Source organism: Pseudomonas sp. FSL L8-0168, from assembly GCF_037976155.1.
GTDB classification, from domain to species: domain Bacteria; phylum Pseudomonadota; class Gammaproteobacteria; order Pseudomonadales; family Pseudomonadaceae; genus Aquipseudomonas; species Aquipseudomonas paracarnis.
Genome location: NZ_CP150262.1, coordinates 1,753,350 through 1,776,189 on the forward strand (window position 1 = coordinate 1,753,350; position 22,840 = coordinate 1,776,189).

At 59.4% G+C, this 22,840-nt stretch carries 21 protein-coding genes; 12 read left to right on the forward strand and 9 right to left on the reverse strand.

Annotation, left to right across the window (positions count from 1 at the left end; all coding sequences use genetic code 11):
* Positions 1-44: 44 nt before the first annotated feature.
* Positions 45-380 carry a hypothetical protein gene (locus MHH62_RS07430; protein WP_003189932.1) on the reverse strand — a complete coding sequence of 112 codons (336 nt, stop codon included), beginning with the start codon at positions 378-380 and terminating at the stop codon, positions 45-47.
* A gap of 74 nt (positions 381-454) precedes the next feature.
* Positions 455-691: a glutaredoxin family protein gene (locus MHH62_RS07435; RefSeq protein WP_014717692.1), complete on the reverse strand. Its 237-nt coding sequence runs from the start codon at positions 689-691 to the stop codon at positions 455-457.
* Between the two features lie 173 nt (positions 692-864).
* Here MHH62_RS07435 and MHH62_RS07440 point away from each other — a divergent pair, with 173 nt between their 5' ends.
* On the forward strand, positions 865-2,595 hold the full coding sequence (locus MHH62_RS07440; RefSeq protein ID WP_339232758.1) for a monovalent cation:proton antiporter-2 (CPA2) family protein: 1,731 nt from the start codon (positions 865-867) through the stop codon (positions 2,593-2,595).
* On the opposite strand, the gene MHH62_RS07445 is transcribed toward MHH62_RS07440, so the two are convergent.
* Positions 2,582-3,790 (reverse strand): ammonium transporter, encoded by a 1,209-nt coding sequence (locus tag MHH62_RS07445; RefSeq protein ID WP_198833248.1) that lies wholly within the window; start codon positions 3,788-3,790, stop codon positions 2,582-2,584. The two genes, MHH62_RS07440 and MHH62_RS07445, sit on opposite strands and share 14 nt — an antisense overlap.
* A gap of 345 nt (positions 3,791-4,135) precedes the next feature.
* On the opposite strand from MHH62_RS07445, the gene MHH62_RS07450 reads away from it, so the two are divergent.
* From MHH62_RS07450 to MHH62_RS07480, 7 genes are all read left to right on the forward strand, one after another.
* A complete protein-coding gene (locus MHH62_RS07450) occupies positions 4,136-4,450 on the forward strand; it encodes a YqjD family protein (protein ID WP_339232759.1) in 315 nt (104 codons plus the stop codon).
* Positions 4,451-4,452: 2 nt separating this feature from the next.
* On the forward strand, positions 4,453-4,857 hold the full coding sequence (locus MHH62_RS07455; protein WP_005786473.1) for a phage holin family protein: 405 nt from the start codon (positions 4,453-4,455) through the stop codon (positions 4,855-4,857).
* Positions 4,854-5,195 (forward strand): hypothetical protein, encoded by a 342-nt coding sequence (locus MHH62_RS07460; protein WP_014717689.1) that lies wholly within the window; start codon positions 4,854-4,856, stop codon positions 5,193-5,195. The genes MHH62_RS07455 and MHH62_RS07460 overlap by 4 nt, the downstream gene beginning before the upstream one ends.
* Positions 5,196-5,360: 165 nt before the next feature.
* Complete coding sequence (locus MHH62_RS07465; RefSeq protein ID WP_014717688.1) at positions 5,361-6,692, forward strand: deoxyguanosinetriphosphate triphosphohydrolase; 1,332 nt, start codon at positions 5,361-5,363, stop codon at positions 6,690-6,692.
* 168 nt (positions 6,693-6,860) lie between these two features.
* Positions 6,861-7,262: a response regulator gene (locus MHH62_RS07470; RefSeq protein ID WP_014717687.1), complete on the forward strand. Its 402-nt coding sequence runs from the start codon at positions 6,861-6,863 to the stop codon at positions 7,260-7,262.
* A 249-nt stretch (positions 7,263-7,511) separates the two neighbouring features.
* Complete coding sequence (locus tag MHH62_RS07475) at positions 7,512-8,138, forward strand: response regulator transcription factor (RefSeq protein WP_014717686.1); 627 nt, start codon at positions 7,512-7,514, stop codon at positions 8,136-8,138.
* A gap of 8 nt (positions 8,139-8,146) precedes the next feature.
* Positions 8,147-11,782 carry a transporter substrate-binding domain-containing protein gene (locus MHH62_RS07480; protein WP_032874100.1) on the forward strand — a complete coding sequence of 1,212 codons (3,636 nt, stop codon included), beginning with the start codon at positions 8,147-8,149 and terminating at the stop codon, positions 11,780-11,782.
* Positions 11,783-11,852: 70 nt separating this feature from the next.
* Here MHH62_RS07480 and MHH62_RS07485 read toward each other — a convergent pair whose 3' ends face one another.
* Positions 11,853-12,335 carry a GAF domain-containing protein gene (locus tag MHH62_RS07485; RefSeq protein ID WP_014717684.1) on the reverse strand — a complete coding sequence of 161 codons (483 nt, stop codon included), beginning with the start codon at positions 12,333-12,335 and terminating at the stop codon, positions 11,853-11,855.
* The gene (locus MHH62_RS07490; protein ID WP_019820351.1) at positions 12,332-13,222 is read right to left on the reverse strand and encodes an ATP-binding protein; all 891 of its coding nucleotides are present in this window, start codon (positions 13,220-13,222) and stop codon (positions 12,332-12,334) included. The genes MHH62_RS07485 and MHH62_RS07490 overlap by 4 nt, the downstream gene beginning before the upstream one ends.
* Before the next feature lie 164 nt (positions 13,223-13,386).
* Between MHH62_RS07490 and MHH62_RS07495 the strand changes: the two genes are divergently transcribed.
* Positions 13,387-15,696, forward strand: a complete 2,310-nt coding sequence (locus MHH62_RS07495; protein ID WP_032902969.1) for a response regulator — start codon at positions 13,387-13,389, stop codon at positions 15,694-15,696.
* Positions 15,697-15,717: 21 nt separating this feature from the next.
* Here the strand turns inward: MHH62_RS07495 and MHH62_RS07500 are convergent, their stop codons facing one another.
* The gene (locus MHH62_RS07500) at positions 15,718-16,203 is read right to left on the reverse strand and encodes a glutathione peroxidase (protein WP_014717681.1); all 486 of its coding nucleotides are present in this window, start codon (positions 16,201-16,203) and stop codon (positions 15,718-15,720) included.
* Positions 16,204-16,350: 147 nt separating this feature from the next.
* Complete coding sequence (gene msrB, locus MHH62_RS07505) at positions 16,351-16,743, reverse strand: peptide-methionine (R)-S-oxide reductase MsrB (RefSeq protein WP_014717680.1); 393 nt, start codon at positions 16,741-16,743, stop codon at positions 16,351-16,353.
* Between the two features lie 202 nt (positions 16,744-16,945).
* On the opposite strand from msrB, the gene MHH62_RS07510 reads away from it, so the two are divergent.
* On the forward strand, positions 16,946-18,157 hold the full coding sequence (locus tag MHH62_RS07510) for a pyridoxal phosphate-dependent aminotransferase (protein WP_003209058.1): 1,212 nt from the start codon (positions 16,946-16,948) through the stop codon (positions 18,155-18,157).
* A 304-nt stretch (positions 18,158-18,461) separates the two neighbouring features.
* Positions 18,462-19,349 carry a protease HtpX gene (gene htpX, locus MHH62_RS07515; protein ID WP_003189904.1) on the forward strand — a complete coding sequence of 296 codons (888 nt, stop codon included), beginning with the start codon at positions 18,462-18,464 and terminating at the stop codon, positions 19,347-19,349.
* Positions 19,350-19,439: 90 nt separating this feature from the next.
* Here htpX and MHH62_RS07520 read toward each other — a convergent pair whose 3' ends face one another.
* Positions 19,440-20,096 (reverse strand): thiopurine S-methyltransferase, encoded by a 657-nt coding sequence (locus tag MHH62_RS07520; RefSeq protein WP_014717679.1) that lies wholly within the window; start codon positions 20,094-20,096, stop codon positions 19,440-19,442.
* A gap of 102 nt (positions 20,097-20,198) precedes the next feature.
* On the opposite strand from MHH62_RS07520, the gene MHH62_RS07525 reads away from it, so the two are divergent.
* Positions 20,199-20,966, forward strand: a complete 768-nt coding sequence (locus tag MHH62_RS07525) for a class III extradiol ring-cleavage dioxygenase (protein WP_014717678.1) — start codon at positions 20,199-20,201, stop codon at positions 20,964-20,966.
* A 193-nt stretch (positions 20,967-21,159) separates the two neighbouring features.
* Here the strand turns inward: MHH62_RS07525 and MHH62_RS07530 are convergent, their stop codons facing one another.
* Entirely contained in the window at positions 21,160-22,833 is a 1,674-nt protein-coding gene (locus MHH62_RS07530; protein WP_014717677.1) for a DEAD/DEAH box helicase, read from the reverse strand.
* Positions 22,834-22,840: the final 7 nt, after the last annotated feature.

Below are 22,840 nucleotides of genomic sequence, written 5' to 3' on the forward strand. Positions count from 1 at the left end.
GGCGGGCATTATCGCCCATGGCGCGCGATTGCCTAGGGCCTATCTCAGGCCTTGGCCAGTTGAGCCCGCAGCACCGGCGAGGCGCTCGCCGCCTCGGTGAATTCCTTGAGCCAGCGCAGCACGTCCACCGCTTCCCAACGGCCTGGGTCATACAGCGCGTAGAGCAAGCCCTGATAACCCACCACATCCAGCTGCTTGTGATAACCGGCGCGCTGGAACAGCGCCTCGATTTCCGCGAAGCAGGTGTTGAAATGCACTTTGTTAAACGGCGTCTTGCCTTCCGTGACCAAGCCATCGAGGCGCAGTTCGTTCACCGCGTCACGCACCACATCGGCGGACATGCGATTGACGCTGCTTTTAAGTTGTTCAACATTCACCACGGGCGTTCCCTCTATTCAATCGCTGTACGAATATACAGTAACTGAATATTTGAAAAGCCGCCATCGCATAAAGCTCAGCGCAGGAAGGCAACCACCTGCTCGGTGTCGAACGGCCAGTCCAGTTCCGCCCCGGTGTCCGTGCGGCGAAGCACCGGAATCCGCAGGCCGTAGACGTCTGTCAGGTCCTGCGGATCGGTGATATCCACCAACTCCACCAACAGCCCGTGTTCGACGAGCGGCATGACTTCGGCTTCGGCGATCTCACACAAATGGCAACCCAGGGTGCCGAACAGCTGGCATTCAGGAAGCATGATGAAAGGACTCGGTCACAAAACGAATCTCCATTCTAAGCCCAACAAGCCCCTTGTAGGAGCGAGCTTGCTCGCTCCTACGGTGCAAAAAGCCTGACGCAGATCACCATGGCCTATAACTGATTCAGCGATTCTCGCGGCTTTTTGCCGCTCACCCTGCAACGGAGATGCCTGTGTTCGCCAACCTGCTGATTATCCTGGCTTCATCCCTGGTGGTGATTGCGTTGTTTCGCCGGCTGCAGTTGCCTCCCGTGCTGGGCTACCTGTGCGTGGGCCTGGCAGTGGGGCCCACCGCGCTGGACTGGGTCAATGACAACGAAGACCTGCCGGACCTGGCCGAGATGGGCGTGGTGTTCCTGCTGTTTTCCCTGGGGCTTGAGTTTTCCCTGTCGAAAATGTTGGCGCTGCGCAGCGTGGTATTTGGCCTGGGCAGCCTGCAGGTGCTGGGGTGCGGGGCATTGCTGGGCGTTTTGTTGATGAGCTTAGGCCTCGCGCCTGGCATCGCGTTATTGCTGGGCGCAGGGCTGGCGTTATCGTCCACGGCCATTGTCAGCAAGGAATTGACCAGCCTCGGGGAAATCTTCAGCAGTCATGGCCAGAACGCGATAGGCGTGTTGCTGTTCCAGGATGTCGTGGCGGTGTTGCTGCTGACACTGGTGCCGGTGTTTGCCGGCAGCAGCGACCAAGCCTGGTACTGGGCGCTGCCGTTGACGCTGGCTAAGACCGTGGTGCTGTTCGTGGGCCTGTTGTTCGCCAGCCGCTGGTTGCTGCCGCGCCTGTTCCGTGAAGTCGCCGCGTCTCATTCGGCGGAGCTGTTTGTGTTGCTGGCGCTGGTGATTGTCTTGCTCACCGCCTGGCTCACCCACCTGCTGGGCCTGTCCCCTGCCCTCGGCGCGTTCCTGGCCGGCATGCTGCTGGGCGAGAGCCATTACCGACACCAGATCGAAGCCGATATCCGCCTGTTTCGCGACATCCTGCTGGGGCTGTTTTTTGTCAGCATCGGCATGCTCATCGATCTGCAGTTGTTCGTCAGCCACAGCCTGTTGATCCTCGGCCTGACGCTCACGTTGATGCTGGTCAAAGGCATGGTCGTCGCGGCGCTGGTCAAGTGGCGTGGCAGCGACACCGAAACGGCCTGGCGCAGCGGCCTGGCACTGGCCCAGGGCGGCGAATTCTGTTTTGCGCTGATGGCGCAAATGCAGCAGAGCCGGTTGATTCCCGATGAGTTCAACGGCCTGCTACTGGCTGCCACCTTCTGCTCAATGCTGCTGACACCACTGCTGTTACGTGCGGCACCGGCCATCGCCCTGCGCCTGCATCGCAAGCCCAACCAGCAAGTGCAACTGGAACACATCACCGCGCTCAACGCCCAACTGCATAGGCACGTGGTGATTTGCGGGTATGGCCGGGTAGGCCAGTCCATCGGGCGCTTTATGCGCCGCGAACAACAGGCGTTTATCGCCCTGGATGATGACCCCGAACGGGTGCAGGAAGCCGCCACCGAGGACAGCAGCGTGCATTACGGCGACTGCCGCCGTGGCGCTTTGCTCAGCGCCGTCGGCCTGGAACGGTCGCGGTTGGTGGTGATCGCGGTGGACAACAGCGATGTCGCGCTGGTGGTGCTCAAGGAGGCACGGCAGATCAACCCTGACGTGCCGATTTTGGTGCGCACCCGCGATGACAGCCAGTTGGCTGAGCTCAAGGCCGCGGGCGCCAGCGAAGTGGTGCCCGAGCTGTTGGAGTCGAGCCTGATGCTCGCCTCCCATGCCCTGATCCTGCTGGGTCTGCCGGACCAACAGGTGCAGGCGCGAGTGAACGAAGTACGGCGCAACCACTATCGCCTGCTGCACGGTTTCTACCCACCGGAACACACTGACGAAGACGCGCCGATCAGTCCTGACTGACCGCGCCGATTTTGTGAATCGACAGGTCTGCGCCGTAATACTCCTGCTCCTGGCTCAAGCGCAGCCCTTGCACACGCTTGATCACACCGTACACCAGCAAGCCGCCGCCAAACGCCACGGCCACGCCCAACCCGGTGCCGATCAACTGGCTGATCAGGCTCACGCCGCCCAGCCCACCGAGGGCGGCCTGCCCGAAAATACCGCAGGCAATGCCGCCCCACACACCGCACAAGCCATGCAATGGCCACACGCCCAGCACGTCATCGATCTTCCAGCGCGACTGGGCAGCGATAAAACACCATACGAACAAGCCACCAGCCCCCACGCCCGTGACCAGCGCGCCCACCGGGTGCATCAGGTCGGAACCGGCGCAGATTGCCACCAACCCGGCCAAAGGACCGTTGTGCAGAAACCCAGGATCGTTACGGCCAATTACCAGAGCAGCCACGGTGCCACCGACCATGGCCATCAGCGAATTGACGGCCACCAGGCCACTGACGCCATTGAGGGTTTGGGCGCTCATCACGTTAAAGCCGAACCAGCCCACGATCAAAATCCACGAGCCCAGCGCCAGGAAAGGAATGCTCGACGGCGCAAACGCCACCAGACGCCCTTCACGATAACGCCCATTGCGCGGGCCCAGCAGCAACACCGCCGCCAGCGCCAGCCAGCCGCCCATGGCGTGAACCACCACGGAACCGGCAAAGTCGTGGAAGCTGGCACCAAAGGTTGCGAGCAGCCAGGCTTGCAGGCCAAGGTTGCCGTTCCACACCAGACCTTCGAAGAACGGGTAGATAAACGCCACGATCAACGCGGTGGCACACAGCTGCGGCGCAAACTTGGCACGCTCGGCAATCCCACCGGAAATGATCGCCGGAATCGCCGCGGCAAACGTCAGCAGGAAGAAAAACTTCACCAGGCCGTAGCCATGATCGGCGCTGATCACGGCGGCCGGTTGCAGGAAGCTCACACCGTAGGAGATCCAATAGCCTATAAAGAAATAGGCCAGCGTTGAAATCGCAAAATCACTGAGGATTTTCGACAAGGCGTTGACCTGGTTCTTCTGGCGCACCGTGCCAACCTCAAGGAAGGCAAAGCCGGCGTGCATGGCCAGCACCATGACCGCGCCAATCAGAATGAACAAGGTGTTGGAACTGTGGACGAGGGTGTCCACCGCGCTTTGCAAGTTTTCCATGGAGGTTGGCAGGCCTGCATCAAGGCAAAAAGCACCAAAGCGGTTCAAGCCAGGGTTTCGCGCACTAAATTGGCACCGCCGGCCTCGCCCTTCTTCAGAGGGCGTGAACCGCTTTAGCGCAGCGATCAACACAACAGGCCGTTGCCGACAGGGTTTTTCCGCGAAGTTAAGTGATTTAGGGTAAGGTTTTTCAAGGTTTTCACCTCGACCGCCCGGATTCAGCGCAGGCTCCAGGGCCTGCGCACCAAGGCAAAGCAAAAGCTGTACCACACAATTGCAGTGAACCTTCAGCGAACGCCGCGACTCGAAACCACACGTACAGATCAGCTACCCACGGAGATAACCATGGCCGGTAAAACAGCAAAGACTGCTCAAGAGATACTGATGGAGGATTTTCAAACCCTGGTCAGCGATACCGAAAAGCTGCTGGACGACACTGCCGTGCTGGCCGGTGACCAGGCTGACGAGCTGCGCACCAAGATCCACGAGAGCCTGCTCAAGGCCCGCCAGACCCTGCAACTGACCGAAGACTCATTGCGCGAGCGCGGCCAGGCGGCGATCACTGCCACTGAAGACTACGTGCAAGCCAACCCATGGCAGTCAGTCGGCATTGCTGCCGGCGTAGGTTTTTTGATCGGTCTAATGGCTACAAGGCGCTAACCATGTCTATCGGCGAATCCAGCTCATCCACGAGCGCACATTCCTCAGCAAGCGGTTCAACTTCCCGACGCCTGGGCGCAGCTGTGCTGGGCTTGCTGCACAGTCATGTCGAGTTGTTCGGCATTGAATTACAAGAGCAAAAGGCCCGTACCGTCAGCCTGTTGCTGTTTGCCGGCCTGGCATTGGTGTTTGCCCTGCTGTTGCTGGTGGGCTTGTCGACGCTGGTGATGATCCTGGTGTGGGACACGGGCTATCGCCTGACCGGCATCATCTGCCTCTGCGTGTTCTATAGCCTGGCCGCTGCGTTCTGCGGCGTGCGCTTGAAGGCGGCGGTATTCGATGAGTCCACGCCCTTCCATGCCACGCTCGAAGAACTGGCCAATGACCGGGAGCGCCTGCTGCCATGAGCATGACTGAGATCCCGCAAAATACGTCACGCCGGGAAATGCGCAAAGCCTTGATCCGCCTGCGCATGGAAATGCACCGCCAGGAAATCCGGCATGAGTCCCAACAACTCATGGCCCCCCTGCACAAAATGCGCAATATGCGCCACAACTGGCAGGACAGCCTGGGCATCAAGCACGCGCCGTTGTGGGGCGTGGCGGCGGTCACGCTGATGGGCTTCTTTACCGGCAAGGGCGCCAAGGGCGGCAGTATCAGCAGCATCACGCGCCTGGTGCGGCTGGGTGCCGGGTTGATCCCACTGATCAAGTTGGCCATGCAAGGCGCTTCGCGCAAAAGCTGACCTTCGAAAGCCAATGACCGCAACGACCAGACAACTGCTGGTCATTGCGGTTTTTTGCGCTGCCTGTTAATTGATACTGACGCGGCCGACCGCTGGATTCGCTTGCCCCATAAAGGCCGAACCGGGAAGCTGGCGCTGTCATTCACCCTACGGAGAGCCTCTGCCTTGGATTGGCCCACCCTGTTGACCCGCGAACGTCTTGGAAAACCCCTGCACAGCCCTGAAGAACTGGGCCGCAGTCCCTTTCACAAAGATCACGACCGCATTATTTTCTCTGGCGCGTTCCGGCGCCTGGGGCGCAAGACCCAAGTACACCCGGTGACGAGCAACGACCATATCCACACACGCTTGACCCACTCGCTGGAAGTCAGCTGCGTGGGGCGCTCCCTGGGCATGCGCGTAGGCGAAACCCTGCGCGGCGCCCTGCCCGACTGGTGCGACCCGAGCGACCTGGGCATGGTGGTGCAATCGGCCTGCCTGGCCCATGACATCGGCAACCCACCGTTCGGGCACTCTGGCGAAGACGCCATTCGCCACTGGTTCCAACAGGCCGCCGGGCGCGGCTGGCTGGATGACATGAGCAGCGCCGAACGCAATGACTTCCTTAACTTCGAAGGCAATGCCCAGGGTTTTCGGGTGCTCACCCAACTTGAATACCATCAGTTCGACGGCGGTACGCGGCTGACCTACGCCACCTTGGGCACTTACCTTAAATACCCCTGGACCGCCCGCCACGCCGACTCGCTGGGCTACAAGAAACACAAGTTTGGCTGTTACCAGAGCGAGCTGCCGATTCTTGAGCAAATCGCCCACAAGCTGGGGTTGCCTCAGTTGGAGGAACAACGTTGGGCGCGTCACCCGCTCGTGTATCTGATGGAGGCCGCCGACGACATCTGCTATGCGTTGATCGACCTGGAAGACGGCCTGGAAATGGAGTTGCTGGAGTACGCCGAAGTCGAGTCATTGCTGCTGGACCTGGTCGGCGATGATCTGCCACAAACCTATCGCCAACTGGGGCCAATGGACTCGCGCCGCCGCAAGCTGGCGATCCTGCGCGGCAAAGCCATCGAGCACCTGACCAACGCAGCGGCGCAGGCGTTCGTCGAACAACAGGACGCCCTGTTGGCCGGCACGCTGCCGGGGGATCTGGTGGAGCACATGCACGGCCCGGCAAAGCGCTGCGTGCTGGATGCCAAGGACATGGCGCGCAAGAAAATCTTCCAGGACAAGCGCAAGACGTTGCATGAAATCGGGGCCTACACCACCCTGGAAATCCTGCTGAACGCCTTCTGCGGCGCGGCCCTTGAACAACATGGCGGGCGCACCCCGTCGTTCAAGAACCGGCGCATTCTCGACCTGCTAGGCAATAGCGCGCCAGACCCCGCCTGGTCACTGCACGCCTCGTTCCTGCGGATGATCGACTTCATCGCCGGTATGACCGACAGCTACGCCACCGAAATGGCACGAGAAATGACCGGGCGCTCCGGCCCCCAATAACGACTTCATCAGGCAACCTGTTCCCTGAAGCGAATTGCCCTACGACGGGAACAGAGCGGCCTGATCGAATTCGTACAGACACTCGAAGAATAATCACGCGCGCTCCCAACGGACCAGCCGAGTCATTCCTACTGCCCCCATCGACGCTTGCCTTACTGTGTGCTCTTTATGCCCAGCTATTCTCTCCGTATTCTTTTGGTGGAGGATCACCCCTTTCAACTCCTGGCCACCCAATGCCTGCTCAGAAGTTTCGGCTTCGACCAACTGACCGCGGTGGAAAACGCCGAGCAGGCCATACGCGCGATGAGCCAGTCCGAACACCCTTTCGACCTGATGTTATGCGACCAATGCCTGCCAGACCTGCCTGGGCTTGAACTGGTGGAAATCGCCAGCCGCCGACGCTTCATCAGCAGTGCCATCCTGTTGAGCGGCTTACCTACGCCAGAACTGGTCAACCTGACGACACAAGCCGCGCAACGAAATCTCCCCCTCCTTGGCTATTTGCCAAAACCTTTGAACAAAGATGATCTTGAAATATTAATCGGCTTAACTTTCGACCCCCTCATGTAGGATTTTAAACATTCCTTTCAACGAAAATAGATACGAGGCCCGCCGTAAATTCCCCAGCCTTGCGTCTTGTCATGATCGACCTCGAAACGCTCACATGCCTTGTCACGATTACCTAACAACTTGTAGGTCTATACCTTTTTAAATGTAGGAACTTTCCTGTTCTGCATCTACTCCTTGCGAGCTTCATACTGCGGACTCACCTTCTGAGCTAATGTGCCCGCTTTATCTGCACCTGCATGGAATGTGACTATGAACTCAGTTTTTATTATCGACGACCATCCCGTTATCCGGCTTGCCATTCGAATGTTGCTGGAACATGAAGGTTACAAAGTGGTCGGCGAAACAGATAACGGGTGCGATGCCATACAGATGGTGCGTGAATGCCTTCCAGACTTGGTGATTCTCGACATCAGCATCCCGAAACTTGATGGCCTTGAGGTGCTCTGCCGGTTCAACGCCATGAACACCTCGATGAAAACCCTGGTCCTCACGGCTCAATGTCCGACGTTGTTTGCCACGCGGTGCATGCGCTCGGGGGCAGAGGGCTATGTGTGCAAGGAGGGTGACCTGAGCGAGTTGCTGAGCGCCATCCGCGCGGTGCTATCCGGCTACAACTACTTCCCCAGCCAGGCCTTGAATGGCCCCGGAACGGAAGGCATGGATGCTCAGGAGCTGGAACTGTTCAAGACCGTCAACGACCGGGAGCTGATGGTGCTGCAACTGTTTGCACAAGGTCGCACTAACAAGGAAATCGCCAAAGGTATGTTCCTGAGTAACAAGACCGTCAGTACTTATAAGAAAAGATTAATGCAAAAACTCCAAGCCAAATCCTTGGTCGACCTCATCGAGTTGGCAAAACGAAACGCGCTAGTGTGAGAAAGCGGATGCCCAGGCGTATAAAGGACTATCTGATTATATTAAGTGCCGGTTTGTACTTCAGCACAACTGTGCTGGCAGAGCACCAAACCAGCCCGGAACGCTTCACCCTCTTGAGTCGTGCGGGAGCTGTACAACTGGACACTCATTTTGACAAGGCCCAGCGCCAGTGGCTGCATAACAAACGTGAACTAACGCTGGGTACATCCAGTCCTGACTACCCACCCTTTGACCTCACGTCCAGCGGACATGATTATGAAGGCCTTACCGCCGATTACGCGGGATTGCTGGCCAAGGCACTCTCCCTGCCCATCACTGTGATGCGCTACCCGTCCCGGGCGGCTGCCATTCGCGCCCTGGAAGCCGGGGAAATCGACTTGTTGGGCTCCTCCAACGGCTTTGAGGCTGCAACGCCGAATCTGATCCTCTCCGAACCCTATGCGGTAGACCAGCCAGTCCTGGTCACACGCGAGGGAGAAACCCGCAGCCTCAGTGAAGGCCTCGACGGACTGCGCCTGAGCCTTGTCTATCACTACCTGCCGCTTAATGAGGTGGAAAAGCTGTACCCCAAGGCGATCATCCGCGCCTACCCCTCTTATCAGAATGCCTTGAATGCAGTGGCCTTCGACCAGGCGGATGTGTTTCTCGGTGACACCATTTCCACCCATTACATGATCAACAAGGGCTACCTCAAAAACATTCGCATGGCCAACTTCGGCAAGCATGAAGCTTATGGCTTCAGCTTTGCCACGCGTCAGGACAACCGGATGCTCTTGAGCATTGTCGATTCAGCGCTGGCTTCGGTGCCCATCAATGAACGGGAGAGCATCGCCAAGCGTTGGAGCGCCGGCAGCGATATCCTGCTGACCGACAAGAAACTGCAACTGACCCAGCGCGAAGAGCGTTGGCTCAAAGACCACCCGGTGGTGACGGTCATCGTCAACGAAACCTTCGCGCCACTGACATTTTTCGATGCGGACGGCAACTTTCGCGGGATCACCGCGGACCTGCTGGAATTGATCCGCCTGCGCACCGGCCTGCGTTTTTCGGTACAACGTGGGCGCGACGTCAACGCGATGATCGACCAGGTCGCGACCCAGAAAGTCGATATGATCGGGGCCATCGTTCCCAGCAACGAGCGAGACCCACAACTTAATTTCAGCCGCCCTTACCTCGAAAACTCCTATGTGCTGTTGACGCGCAAAGAGCCAGGAGCGCCGTCGAACATGGAGCAAATGGCCGGAAAGCGCCTGGCGATAACCCAGGGTAACCCCCTGGCCGCAACCTTGACCAAGGACTTTCCTGAGATTCACCTGGTGGAAACCAGTGATACATTCAGAGCATCCGAGCTGCTCGCACAGGGACAAGTAGATGGGGCCGTGAACACCCTGGTGATCGCCAACTACTTCCTGTCTTCCCAGGTTTTCCAGGACCGCCTGCAAATCAGCGCCAGCATCGGCACCACCCCCGCAACATTCACCCTGGCCACCTCGCGCCAAGCCACGGAGTTGAGCTCGATCCTCGACAAGGCCCTGCTCAGCATTGCCCCGGATGAAATGGGCGTGATCAACAGCCGCTGGCGGGGCTACACCGCCGCGTCCGACAGTTACTGGCGAAACTATCATCAGTTGATCGCGCGCATCATCATCGGCACCGGCCTGTTGCTGTTGATTTCCTTGGCCTGGAACGCCTACATGCGGCGCCAGATCAAGCATCGAAAAATGGCCGAACGCGCCCTCAACGATCAGTTCGAGTTCATGCGCGCGCTGGTCAATGAGACGCCGCATCCGATCTACGTGCGCGACCGCAATGGCCTGCTGCAGACCTGCAACGACAGCTACCTGCAGGTGTTCGACGTCAAGCGTGAAGACGTGATCGGCAAAAGCGTGACCCAGATGAGCATGGCCCTGGAGTCGGAGGCGGCCCAGTACCATGCTGACTATCTGCGCGTGGTGGCCGAGGGCAACCCGCTGATCCTCGATCGCAGCCTGCATATCCACGACAGGAAACTGACCATCTACCACTGGATCCTGCCTTACCGCGACTCCACGGGTGAAGTCCAAGGCATCATCGGTGGCTGGATCGATATCAGTGACCGACGCCAGCTATTCGATGAACTGCGCGCCGCCAAGGAGCGTGCCGACGAGGCCAATCGCGCCAAGAGCACGTTCCTGGCCACCATGAGCCACGAGATTCGCACCCCGATGAACGCCGTGATCGGCATGCTCGAACTGACGCTCAAGCGCGCCGATCAAGGGCATCTTGACCGTCCGGCAATCGAAGTGGCGTACAACTCGGCCAGAGACCTGCTGGAACTGATCGGTGACATCCTCGACATCGCGCGTATCGAGTCGGGCCGCCTCAGCCTGGCGCCGGAGCGCGTGAACCTGCGGGAGGTCATTGAATCAGTGGTGCGCGTGTTCGACGGTCTTGCACGGCAAAAAACCCTCAGCCTGCTGCTGGAGTTCAAGCCCGACCTTAACGATATCGAGGTGCTGATAGACCCGCTGCGCTTCAAGCAGGTGCTCTCGAACCTTGTGAGCAACGCGATCAAGTTCACCGAACAGGGACAGGTCAAGATTAAGGTTGAACTGCAGCCTACCCAGGCACCGGAGCAGATCGAGCTGAAACTGGTGGTGGAAGACACCGGCATCGGCATCAGTCGGGAGGACCAACTACGCCTGTTCGAACCCTTTGCGCAAGCAGACAATTCCGGGCAACTGGCCCGTAGTGGTGCGGGCCTGGGGCTGGTGATCTGCCGCAGCCTGTGCGCGATGATGGGCGGCCAACTGAGCCTGAGCAGCGTGCCCATGGTGGGCACCCAGGTGCACGTCAACCTGAGCATGCCCCGCTTGCAAGCGGTCCAGCCGGTAGGTGACCAAACGCCGCAAAAGCCGGCTACCGCACTGATGCTTAATGTACTGGTGGTCGACGATCACCCGGCGAACCGCCTGCTGATGTGCCAGCAGCTGGGCTACCTGGGCCATAAATTCACCGCTGCCGAGCACGGTGCGGCGGGGTTCCAGGCCTGGCGTAAAGAGCATTTCGACTTAGTGATTGCCGACTGCAATATGCCCATCATGAATGGCTATGAACTGAGTCGCTCAATCCGTGAGTATGAGCAGCGCGAGCAATTGGTGCCCTGCGTGGTACTGGGCTTTACCGCCAACGCCCAGCCAGAGGAAAGGCAACGGTGCGTGCAAGCCGGCATGGATGACTGCCTGTTCAAGCCCATCAGCCTTACCGTGCTGGAGCGCCAACTGACACACATTGTCCCTAAAGCCGTGCACCCACGGCTGGACCTCGAATGCCTGGAAGCGCTGACCGGCGGTGATCCCCACTTGAGTCGACGCTTGCTGGAGGAACTGCTGAGCAGCAGCCTTCACGACCGCCAGCTGCTTATCGAACTGCTGGATCGACACGCGCCCCTCTCAGACATCATTGAGCAAGCTCACAAGATCAAAGGCGCGGCCCGTATCGTGCAAGCCCACTCATTGGCGGGGCAATGCGAAGCCTTGGAACAAACCTGCTCTCGCAATGAGGAGTGGGCGGTGATCGAAAGCGGCATCAAGGCACTGGAACAACTCATGCTGGAATTGGAAAAGATGTTGCAGGTTCAGCTGGATGAGCTGCCAGGCCAATAAGTGCAACAGCCGGTAGCCCAAGGAACGAGCAAACGCGCTCCTTGCGCTACCGGCATAAACACCCGCCGCTTCAGCAGTCGGTCAATCGCAGGAAAATCGCCGCCAAGCGCTCGATCCCCACCTGGTCCTGGGGGGTAAACCGGGCCAAGGACGGGCTGTCGAGGTCAAGGACGCCAATCAATTGACCGTCCTTGACCAAGGGCACCACCAATTCACTGTTCGAAGCGCTGTCGCAGGCAATATGGCCTGGGAATGCGTGCACATCTTCCACGCGCTGGGTTTGCCGCGTTGCCGCAGCCGCACCACACACGCCACGACCGAACGGAATGCGCACACAGGCGATTTGCCCCTGAAATGGCCCAAGCACCAGCTCTTCATTGCGATTAAGGTAAAAACCCGCCCAGTTCAAGTCATCCAGCTGGTTGAACAGGAACGCGGAAAACTGCGCACTGTTGGCAATAAAATCGCGTTCATCAGCCAACAGCGACTCCAGTTGCGCGCACAGCATGGCATAGCCATCAAGGCCGCTGCCGGCCTGTTGTAGATCGATCATGGTTGACGTTCCAGCAATTTGAGACCTACCCAGTAACGGGCGAATTGATAGGCACACCGACCATTGCGGTTGCCGCGCCCAGTGGCCCAGCGTACCGCGAGGACATCAAGCTGTTCATCGCGCTGCCACTGCAAGCCGGCCTTGCTGGCCAGCTCACCGATCCAGTGCTCCACCACATCCAGGAAATGCTCCTGGCTAAACGGGTAAAAAGACAACCACAAACCAAAACGATCCGACAAGGCAATCTTGTCTTCAACCGCCTCGCTCGGGTGCAACTCGCCATCCACGCGTTTCCAGTTGTCATTGTCGCTCTGGTTTTCCGGCACCAGATGGCGACGGTTGGACGTGGCATACAGCAGCACGTTTTCCGGCGCCTGCTCCAGGGAGCCATCCAGCACGCTCTTGAGCACCCGATAGTCACCTTCGCCGGCCTCGAACGACAGGTCATCGCAAAACAAAATAAAGCGTTGTGGTAGCTTGATCAGTTGCTCGACCACCCGCGGCAGGTCCGCCAGGTGGTCACGCTCGATCTCGATCAAGCGCAGGCCCGCGTTGGCGTGCTGGGCGAGCAAGGCACGGACCATGGAAGACTTGCCGGTGCCACGCGAACCCCACAACAGCGCATGGTTGGCGGGCAAACCGTCGAGGAACTGTTGGGTGTTGCGCGCCAGTTGTTCACGTTGCTTGTCGACACCTATCAGGTCCGACAAGCGCATGTCCAGGCTGACCTCCAGCGGCAACAGGAAGCCATTGCGGCCTTCGCGCTGCCAACGGGCGGCGAGGCATTGGTTCCAGTCGATCGCTTGGCGCGGTGCGGGTAACAACGGTTCCAGGCGAGCCAGCACCGCATCGGCACGCTCAAGAAAGGCATTCAATCGAGAATCCACAGCTATTCCTCTGGCAAGTTCTTGCAAAAGATGGCGTATTGGCAACCCTGCGGCACACTGCATGGGCTGCATCAAACAAACGATTCATGCCGGGCAAGCCAAAGCTTGTGGATGTTCAGCTATGCTTGCCGGGCGAAGGGAAACGCTAAGTGGTTCAACACTCGATGGATATCAAGTTCGCCCACCGCTTGTCTTATAAACAAGCCAGATTGACTGTGCTGGTCGGTTTCGTGTTGGGAACCTTGCTCAGCCTGATCCAAATCGGCATTGATTATGCCAGCGAAGACGCATCCATCAACCGTGAAATACGCTCACTGATTGAAATCAGCCATAACCCGGCGTCACGCATCGCCTACAACATCGATGCCGAACTCGCCCAGGAACTGACCCTGGGCCTGCTGCACTCCCCTGCCATCATCCGCGCGCAGTTGATCGACAACAATGGCGTGGTGCTGGCCGACGTCAACCGCCCGCGCAAAGAAAGCAACTATCGGCCCGTCAGCGATTTTCTGTTTGGGGCCAATCGCCAGTTTGAAGACCGGCTGTTTCTCAGCCATATGCCCAACGACTCCCTGGGTGTGCTACGCCTGGACGTCGATACCTATGCCTTTGGCAGCCGTTTCCTGCATCGCGCCGAGATCACCCTGCTCAACGGCTTCGCCCGCAGCCTGCTGCTCACCGGGATTTTGCTGGGCCTGTTCTATGTGATGCTCACCCAACCGCTGGTGCGCATTATTCGCGAACTGAGCACACGCAAACAGGCGCGACTGGATTGCCCCGCGGGGCATGAACACGATGAAATCGGCGTGCTGGTCAATGTCGCTAACCAGCAATTTGAAAACATGGAAACCGAGATCCAGCAACGGCGCCACGCCGAAGACCGCCTCACGGAGTACCTGGGGCAGCTGGAAAATATCGTTTCGGCGCGCACCCTTGAACTCAAGGCCAGCAACCTACGCTTGAGCCAGTCCAACGATGAGCTGGAAGCAGCGAAAATGACGGCGTTGGGCATGGCCCAGGCGCGGGCGGCATTCCTGGCCAATATGAGCCATGAAATCCGCACGCCACTCAATGGGCTGCTGGGCATGATTGCCCTGTCACTGGACAGCCCGCTGACTGCCGAACAGCGCCAGCAACTGTCCATTGCCCATGACTCAGGTAAAGTGCTGGTGGAGTTGCTCAACGATATCCTCGATCTGTCCAAATTCGACGCTGGGCAACTGGAGCTGGAGCATATTCCGTTCGACCTGGGCTCCCTGGTGGAGGACACCGCCAACCTGCTGTCGCAAAACGCGGCGCCGAGTGTTGAGTTGACCTGCCTGATCGACCCGCGATTTCCCGCCCAGGTGATCGGCGACCCAACCCGTGTGCGGCAAATCGTCAGCAACTTGCTCTCCAATGCCTTGAAGTTCACCCGCTTTGGCCGCGTCGACGTGCGCCTGCGCGCCTCGGCAGGCAGGGTCAGCATCGAAGTGTGCGATACCGGCATTGGTATCGCTCAGGAAGCCCAAGTGAAAATTTTCCAACCATTCACCCAGGCCGGCGCTGGCATCACCCGCCAGTTTGGTGGAACGGGATTGGGCCTGGCGTTGACCCATAACCTGTGCGAAGCCATGCAAGGTCGTTTGAGTATCAGCTCGGAGGTGGGCTTTGGCAGCCAGTTCTGCGCCGACCTCCCGCTGCCCGCGCATCTGCCTGCCACACGCTATGCACCGCTCACCGGCGAGGTGATCGCCATCACCAACGCCGGCGGCGGGCTGACGGAGCTGCTCACCACCCTGCTACCCTCTTGGGGGCTGACGCCGCGCTGCTACTCCCAGGACGATGATCTGAGCGGGCTGGCGCCCGACCTGTTGATCACCGACTGCCCTGAATGCCTGTTCCGCTTGCGCCCGGGCATCAGCGCGCCGATTCTGCTGGTCACCGCCTACGGCAACTTTTTGCCCAGCGCTGAAGTCGCGGCCCTGGCGCCGCTGCAGCAACAAGCCCGCCCGTTGAGCCGCAATGCGCTGTACCAGATCCTGCAACGCAACCTGCGCAGCGACGCGCAACTGGTCCTCGATCCGGTGCAGATAGAAGCCGCACCGCTTGCGCACCGCGCGCGCATCCTGCTGGTGGAGGACAACGCGGTCAACCAACTGGTGGCCAAGGGCATGCTCAGCAAGCTCGGGTGCGAGGTGATCGTCGCGGCCCACGGTGGCGAAGCCCTCAAGCTGCTGGAGGATCAGCGCTTCGATATGGTGTTGATGGACTGCAACATGCCCGTGATGGATGGCTATGAGGCCAGCCGACAGATTCGTCGCAGCGGGCGGTGGCCGGACTTGCCCATCGTGGCCTTGACCGCCAACGCGATGGCCGAAGAACGCGAGCGTTGCCGGGCCGCGGGAATGAACGATTACCTGGCCAAGCCGTTTCGCCGGGAAGAACTCAACGCCTTGCTGGAGCTGTGGGTACCGAAGACCATCAGCCTCTGAGGGCTACCCGCAATGCTTAGGTCATTTGAGCAGGGCTTCGATCTCCTGGGTCAAGTCCTGGGGCTTGGTGGTTGGCGCAAAGCGCTTGACCTGCTGGCCATCACGGCCGATGAGGAACTTGGTGAAGTTCCACTTGATGTTCTTGGAACCCAGTAGTCCCGGGGCCTGTTTTTTCAACTGCACGAACAGCGGGTGGGCATCGCTGCCATTGACGTCGATTTTCTTGAACAGCGGAAAACTGACGCCGAAATTCAGCTCGCAGAACTCGGATATCGCGCCTTCGTTGCCCGGTTCCTGCTTGCCGAACTGGTTGCAGGGAAAGCCGAGCACCACCAGGCCTTGGTCCTTGTATTGCTGCCAAAGCTGCTCAAGGCCCTTGTACTGCGGGGTGAAGCCGCATTTGCTGGCGGTGTTGACCACCAAAATGGCCTTGCCGGCAAAATCGGCCAAGGTCTTTTGCTCACCCTTTATGGTGGTGCAAGGGATGCTCAGCAGGGAGTCGCTCATGGCAATGCCTCAGTCAGGAAAAAAGAGCCTTATTTTAGGAGCGAGCTTGCTCGCGAAAAACCATCAGGCGCCGCGTTCATTCAGGAAGCCCGCGTTATTGTTGACGTTTTTCGCGAGCACGCTCGCTCCTGCAGGGACCATGCAAGCCTAGCGCGGCACCAGCTCCAGGCATACCGAGTTGATGCAGTAGCGCAGGCCCGTCGGCGGCGGACCATCCGGGAACACATGCCCCAGGTGTGCGTCACACTTGGCGCAGGTGACTTCGGTACGAATCATGCCGTGGCTGACATCGCGGATCTCGACCATCGCGCTGTCGGCAATCGGCTCATAGAAGCTGGGCCAGCCACAGCCGGAATCAAACTTGGCCTTGGAATCGAACAGCGGCTCGTTGCAGCAGATGCAGTGGTAGACGCCGTCGGTCTTGGTGGCGTTGTACTTGCCGCTGAACGGTCGCTCGGTACCCTTGAGACGGCACACGTTGTACTGCTCCGGATCGAGCATCGCCTTCCATTCATCTACAGTTTTCTGCAACTTTTCCATCGGTACACCTCGGCAACTGAAAAACCCTGATCTGTGTCTTTTCCATGGATCAGACGGCACGTATGATTGCGCCTCTTCAAAACGCCAGTCTGGCACCCGCGCCATCGGCATTCAAACGTATTTATGGGTGCGGGCCGTGCAGGCTTCACCCTACGGTAGTGCCTACGCCGTCGGGATCGTTCATTTTCAGGATCACATCGCCATGCAGGTCAGCAAATCGAACAAGCTCGCCAACGTCTGCTATGACATTCGCGGCCCGGTGCTCAAGCACGCCAAACGCCTGGAAGAGGAAGGCCATCGCATCCTCAAGCTGAACATTGGCAACCCGGCGCCGTTTGGTTTCGAAGCGCCGGACGAAATCCTCCAGGATGTGATCCGCAACCTGCCGACCGCCCAGGGCTACAGCGACTCCAAAGGCCTGTTCAGCGCGCGCAAGGCGGTGATGCAGTACTACCAGCAGAAGCAGGTCGAAGGTGTCGGCATCGAGGACATCTACCTGGGCAACGGCGTGTCCGAGCTGATCGTGATGTCCATGCAGGCATTGCTCAACAACGGCGATGAAGTCCTGGTGCCAGCCCCGGATTACCCGCTGTGGACCGCCGCCGTGACCTTGGCGGGCGGGCACCCGGTGCATTACCTGTGTGATGAGGGCGCCGACTGGTTCCCGGACCTGGCCGACATCAAGGCCAAGATCACTCCCAACACCAAGGCTCTGGTGATCATCAACCCGAACAACCCCACCGGCGCCGTGTACTCCAGGGAAGTATTGCTGGGCATGCTGGAACTGGCGCGTCAGCACAACCTGGTGGTGTTCTCCGACGAGATCTACGACAAGATCCTCTATGATGACGCCGTGCATATCTGCACCGCCTCCCTGGCCCCGGACCTGCTGTGCCTGACCTTCAATGGCCTGTCCAAGTCCTACCGCGTGGCGGGTTTCCGCTCCGGCTGGATCGCCATCTCCGGGCCCAAGCACAATGCGCAAAGCTATATAGAAGGCATCGACATGCTGGCCAACATGCGCCTGTGCGCCAACGTACCGAGCCAGCACGCGATCCAGACCGCCCTCGGCGGCTACCAGAGCATCAATGACCTGGTCTTGCCTCAAGGCCGCCTGCTGGAGCAGCGTAACCGCACCTGGGAGTTGCTCAACGCTATCCCCGGCGTGAGCTGTGTGAAGCCCATGGGTGCGCTCTATGCGTTCCCGCGGATCGACCCGAAAGTCTGCCCGATCCTCAACGATGAGAAGTTCGTGCTCGACCTGCTGCTGTCGGAAAAACTGCTGGTCGTGCAAGGTACCGCCTTCAACTGGCCGTGGCCGGATCACTTCCGCGTAGTGACCTTGCCACGCGTGGATGATCTGGAAATGGCCATTGGTCGCATCGGCAACTTCCTGAAGTCCTATCGCCAGTAAGGCCATTGACGCTGTACGACTCACTTGGGGTCGTACAGCGATTATCTGGCAACACTTCTGCGTCACTTACTTGCGGTTGTACTTCATTTGGCCCCTGCCGAGGACGTACCCCTTATAATCACGGGGCGGCGAGGTAGTATCGGGTTGATAAGGGCTGACGATACAGGTCGGAAAATCCCTTCAAGGCCCTACGCCCGAGGCGTAGGACACAGTTTGAAATAGTCCCCCGGTTGAATCACCCCATGCCGCACCTTATATACCCCGCAGTGAGCGACATATTAAGCATGAGGAGAATTCTACAACCATGATGCGCATCCTGCTGTTCTTGGCCACTAACCTGGCGGTCGTACTGATTGCCAGCGTCACCCTGAGCCTTTTTGGCTTCAACGGGTTCATGGCGGCCAATGGGGTTGATCTGAACCTCAATCAGCTGCTGATTTTCTGTGCGGTCTTTGGTTTTGCCGGTTCGCTGTTTTCGCTGTTCATCTCCAAGTGGATGGCGAAGATGAGCACCAGCACCCAGATCATCACTCAACCCCGCACTCGCCATGAACAATGGCTGATGCAAACCGTGGAACAGTTGTCTCAAGAAGCCGGCATCAAAATGCCCGAAGTGGGGATCTTTCCGGCTTATGAGGCCAACGCCTTTGCGACCGGCTGGAACAAGAACGACGCGCTGGTGGCCGTGAGCCAGGGCCTGCTGGAGCGGTTTTCGCCCGATGAAGTCAAGGCGGTGCTGGCCCACGAGATCGGTCACGTGGCCAACGGCGACATGGTCACCCTGGCGCTGGTACAGGGCGTGGTGAACACCTTCGTGATGTTCTTCGCGCGGATCATCGGCAACTTCGTCGACAAGGTCATCTTCAAGAACGAAGAAGGCCGCGGCATTGCCTACTTCGTGGCGACCATTTTCGCCGAGTTGGTCCTGGGCTTCCTGGCCAGCGCCATCGTGATGTGGTTCTCGCGCAAACGCGAGTTCCGCGCCGACGAAGCCGGCGCACGCCTGGCGGGCACCAGCGCAATGATCGGCGCGCTGCAACGCTTGCGCTCTGAACAGGGCCTGCCGGTGCATATGCCCGACAGCCTGACCGCCTTCGGCATTAACGGCGGCATCAAGCAGGGCCTGGCTCGCCTGTTCATGAGCCACCCGCCGCTGGAAGAGCGGATTGACGCATTGCGTCGCCGCGGCTGATAGCCGGATGACTCGACAAGGGGCGATCTAATCGCCCCTTTTTTGTGCCTGCTGATTTCCCCGCTCGCGCCTACAAAAGGAAAAGGCCTTTTAGAGCCTGGTCAGCCGATAAGCACGCTCTTCAAGGCGAGTCACTCCGTCCTGCACGAACTTCCAGCTCTCCCCCAGGATGTCTCGCTCCTCCAGCCGCTCCAACGCCCAATGCGGTGCTAGCAGCACCTGCACTTCCTCGTCCGAGACAGCAAAGGGTGGGCCGGCTTTCTGCGCCTGGTCGTAATCGAGGGTAACCAGCAACCCCTGGCAGCCTGACGGCAGCAAGGCATTCAGGTGTTCGGCGTATTGCGCACGCATCAGCGGAGGCAATGCAATCAACGCGGCGCGATCATATACGCCGCGGCAACCGACCAGCGCCTGCGCATCCAGGCTGAAGAAATCGCCACACCACAGTTCGATCTGGCCCGCCTGGTAGACCTTGAAGACGCCCTTATGACTGACGTGCGGCACCAGCCCCTGCTCGCTGAAGAACGCCTCAACCGCCTGCTCCGACAGCTCCACGCCCATTACCGGGTACCCCTGGCTCTCGAGCCATACCAAGTCCAGGCTTTTGCCACACAACGGCACCAGCACCTTTGCCCCCTCGGGCAACCCCAACACGGGCCAGTGCCGTTGCAAGTAGGGATTGACCTCGCGCTGATGGAAACCGATCTGATTGCTCGCCCAGCGGTCCTGCCAAAATTCAGGCTGCATGAATCACTCCGAAAATTCGATCAAAAGGCGCTAAAGCTTATATTAGATTTAGATCAATGATCTGATTGAAGATGGCGTTATCTTAACCCTCAGGACCCGCTCATGCTCCCCAGCCTGTTTATCTCCCACGGTTCGCCCATGCTGGCCTTGCAACCCGGCGCCAGTGGCCCCGCGCTACAGCGCCTGGCTGCCGAGCTACCCCGCCCCAAAGCCATTGTGGTGGTGTCGGCGCATTGGGAAAGCCCGGAACTGCTGGTCAGCGGCGGTGCTGCACCCGAAACCTGGCACGACTTTGGCGGCTTTGCGCGCGAGTTGTTTGCGGTGCAATACCCCGCGCCGGGTGACCCACAGCTGGCCAGTGAGATCGTCGAGCTGCTGCACGCCGACGGTCTGGCTGCACGTATTGACGAGCAACGTCCCTTCGACCACGGCACCTGGGTCCCGCTGTCGCTGATGTATCCGGCAGCAGACCTTCCAGTGGTGCAAGTTTCCTTGCCCAGCCGCCTGGGCCCCGCCCTGCAAACCCAGGTCGGGCATGCGCTCGCCAGCCTGCGCGAACAGGGCGTGCTGTTGATCGGCTCCGGCAGCATCACTCATAACCTGGGCGAACTGGATTGGCGCGCCGGGCCGGAAACGATCACCCCGTGGGCGCGGGAGTTTCGCGACTGGGTGGTCGACAAACTGGCGACCAATGACGACGCCGCCTTGCATGACTATCGGCGCCAGGCGCCACATGCCGTGCGCAACCATCCCAGCGATGAGCATTTGCTGCCGCTGTACTTTGCGCGGGGTGCCGGGGGTGATTTCAGTGTGGCGCATCAGGGCTTCACTCTGGGCGCCCTTGGCATGGATATCTATCGTTTTGGCTGACACCGCCACATCTGTGGGAGCTGGCTTGCCTGCGATAGCGGTGTATCAGTCACACACTGGCTTGCTGACTCACCGTTATCGCAGGCAAGCCAGCTCCCACAGTTGATCGCCTCGGAGACTAAAACATGAGGCAAAAAAAATCCCCGAACCAGTCGGGGATTTTTTATGTGCGATCAATCAGCCCAAGGGCAGATCAATCTTCGCGGTAGCGACGCAGCTTGAGCTGCTTACCGGCAACGCGAGTGTCTTTGAGCTTGGCCAGCAGTTTTTCCAGGCCGTCTTCCGGCAGCTCCACCAGGGAGAAGCTGTCACGCACCTGGATGCGACCGATGGCTTCACGTGCCAGGCCACCCTCGTTGAGGATAGCACCCAGCAGGTTCTTGGCCGCGATACCATCACGCGCACCCAGCGCGGTACGGCAACGAGCACGGCCTTCAGCCAAAGGCACTGGAGCGCGACGCTCGCGATCACCACGGTCTGGACGGTCGCCGGAACGCTCTGGACGATCACCGCGTGGCGCGCTGTTCGGAACCAGTGGACGTTCTTTTTCGATGGCTGCCAGGGTCAGGGCCTGACCATTGGTAGCTTTGCGCAGCAGAGCTGCAGCCAGGGCACGCGGGGTGCAACCGATATCGGCAGTCAGGCGGTCCAGCAGGTCGCCGTGGGTCGATTCAGCGTCTGCCACCAGTGGCGCCAGGCTGTTGGTCAGTTTCTTGATGCGCGCATCGAGAACGGCCTGGGCATCCGGCAGGCGGACTTCGGCAACTTTCTGGCCGGTAACACGCTCGATCACTTGCAGCATGCGGCGCTCACGTGGAGTCACCAGCAGCAATGCACGGCCTTCGCGACCGGCACGGCCGGTACGGCCGATACGGTGAACGTAGGACTCTGGATCGTAAGGCATGTCAACGTTGAACACGTGGGTGATACGTGGAACGTCGAGGCCACGGGCAGCAACGTCGGTCGCTACAACGATGTCCAGACGGCCATCCTTGAGGGAGTCGATCACGCGCTCACGCTGGTTCTGGGCAATGTCACCGTTCAGCGCAGCGGCTTTGTAGCCTTTGGCTTCCAGGGCGCTGGCCAGGTCCAGGGTCGCTTGCTTGGTGCGCACGAACATGATCAGCGCGTCGAAGTCTTCGACTTCCAGCAGGCTCAATACAGCCGAGGTCTTCTGGTCAGCGTGAACCAACAGGTGAGCCTGTTCGATCGCGGTAACGGTCTGGGTCTTGGTCTGGATCTTCACGTGCTCCGGATCGCGCAGGTGGCGTTCGGCAATGGCACGGATGGACTGCGGCAGGGTAGCCGAGAACAGTACGGTCTGACGGGTCGCTGGCAGCGCCTTGAAGATGACTTCCAGGTCATCCATGAAGCCCAGCTTCAACATTTCGTCAGCTTCGTCCAGAACCAGGTGGTTCACGGTCGACAGGACTTTTTCGTCACGACGCAGGTGGTCGCACAGACGGCCCGGAGTGGCGACAACGATCTGTGCGCCATTACGGATTGCCTTGAGTTGTGGGCCCATAGGCGCGCCGCCGTAAACGGCCACAACAGTTACACCCGGCATTTGCTTGGCGTAGGTTTCAAAGGCGGTTGCTACTTGCAGCGCCAACTCACGGGTTGGCGCCAGGATCAGGGCTTGCGGCTCGCGCTTGGCAGGATCGATGCAGTGCAGAATAGGCAGGGCGAACGCGGCAGTTTTGCCGGTACCGGTTTGCGCCTGGCCAATCATGTCCTTACCGGCCATGATGATCGGGATCGATTGCTGCTGAATCGCCGAAGGTTCTTCGTAGCCGGTCGCTGCGACGGCTGCAAGAATATTCGGGTTAAGATTAAAAGCGGCGAAGCCGCCGGTTTCCTGGGTCATGGGTCTG

What these genes read in the sequence shown, in the direction of transcription:
- MHH62_RS07435 (WP_014717692.1), bottom strand. Translation starts at nt 691, where the DNA reads ATGCTTCCTGAATGCCAGCTGTTCGGCACCCTGGGTTGCCATTTGTGT.
- MHH62_RS07445 (WP_198833248.1), bottom strand. Translation starts at nt 3,790, where the DNA reads ATGGAAAACTTGCAAAGCGCGGTGGACACCCTCGTCCACAGTTCCAAC.
- MHH62_RS07450 (WP_339232759.1), top strand. Translation starts at nt 4,136, where the DNA reads ATGGCCGGTAAAACAGCAAAGACTGCTCAAGAGATACTGATGGAGGAT.
- MHH62_RS07455 (WP_005786473.1), top strand. Translation starts at nt 4,453, where the DNA reads ATGTCTATCGGCGAATCCAGCTCATCCACGAGCGCACATTCCTCAGCA.
- MHH62_RS07460 (WP_014717689.1), top strand. Translation starts at nt 4,854, where the DNA reads ATGAGCATGACTGAGATCCCGCAAAATACGTCACGCCGGGAAATGCGC.
- MHH62_RS07470 (WP_014717687.1), top strand. Translation starts at nt 6,861, where the DNA reads ATGCCCAGCTATTCTCTCCGTATTCTTTTGGTGGAGGATCACCCCTTT.
- MHH62_RS07475 (WP_014717686.1), top strand. Translation starts at nt 7,512, where the DNA reads ATGAACTCAGTTTTTATTATCGACGACCATCCCGTTATCCGGCTTGCC.
- MHH62_RS07480 (WP_032874100.1), top strand. Translation starts at nt 8,147, where the DNA reads ATGCCCAGGCGTATAAAGGACTATCTGATTATATTAAGTGCCGGTTTG.
- MHH62_RS07485 (WP_014717684.1), bottom strand. Translation starts at nt 12,335, where the DNA reads ATGATCGATCTACAACAGGCCGGCAGCGGCCTTGATGGCTATGCCATG.
- MHH62_RS07495 (WP_032902969.1), top strand. Translation starts at nt 13,387, where the DNA reads ATGGATATCAAGTTCGCCCACCGCTTGTCTTATAAACAAGCCAGATTG.
- MHH62_RS07500 (WP_014717681.1), bottom strand. Translation starts at nt 16,203, where the DNA reads ATGAGCGACTCCCTGCTGAGCATCCCTTGCACCACCATAAAGGGTGAG.
- msrB (WP_014717680.1), bottom strand. Translation starts at nt 16,743, where the DNA reads ATGGAAAAGTTGCAGAAAACTGTAGATGAATGGAAGGCGATGCTCGAT.
- MHH62_RS07510 (WP_003209058.1), top strand. Translation starts at nt 16,946, where the DNA reads ATGCAGGTCAGCAAATCGAACAAGCTCGCCAACGTCTGCTATGACATT.
- htpX (WP_003189904.1), top strand. Translation starts at nt 18,462, where the DNA reads ATGATGCGCATCCTGCTGTTCTTGGCCACTAACCTGGCGGTCGTACTG.
- MHH62_RS07520 (WP_014717679.1), bottom strand. Translation starts at nt 20,096, where the DNA reads ATGCAGCCTGAATTTTGGCAGGACCGCTGGGCGAGCAATCAGATCGGT.
- MHH62_RS07525 (WP_014717678.1), top strand. Translation starts at nt 20,199, where the DNA reads ATGCTCCCCAGCCTGTTTATCTCCCACGGTTCGCCCATGCTGGCCTTG.
- MHH62_RS07530 (WP_014717677.1), bottom strand. Translation starts at nt 22,833, where the DNA reads ATGACCCAGGAAACCGGCGGCTTCGCCGCTTTTAATCTTAACCCGAAT.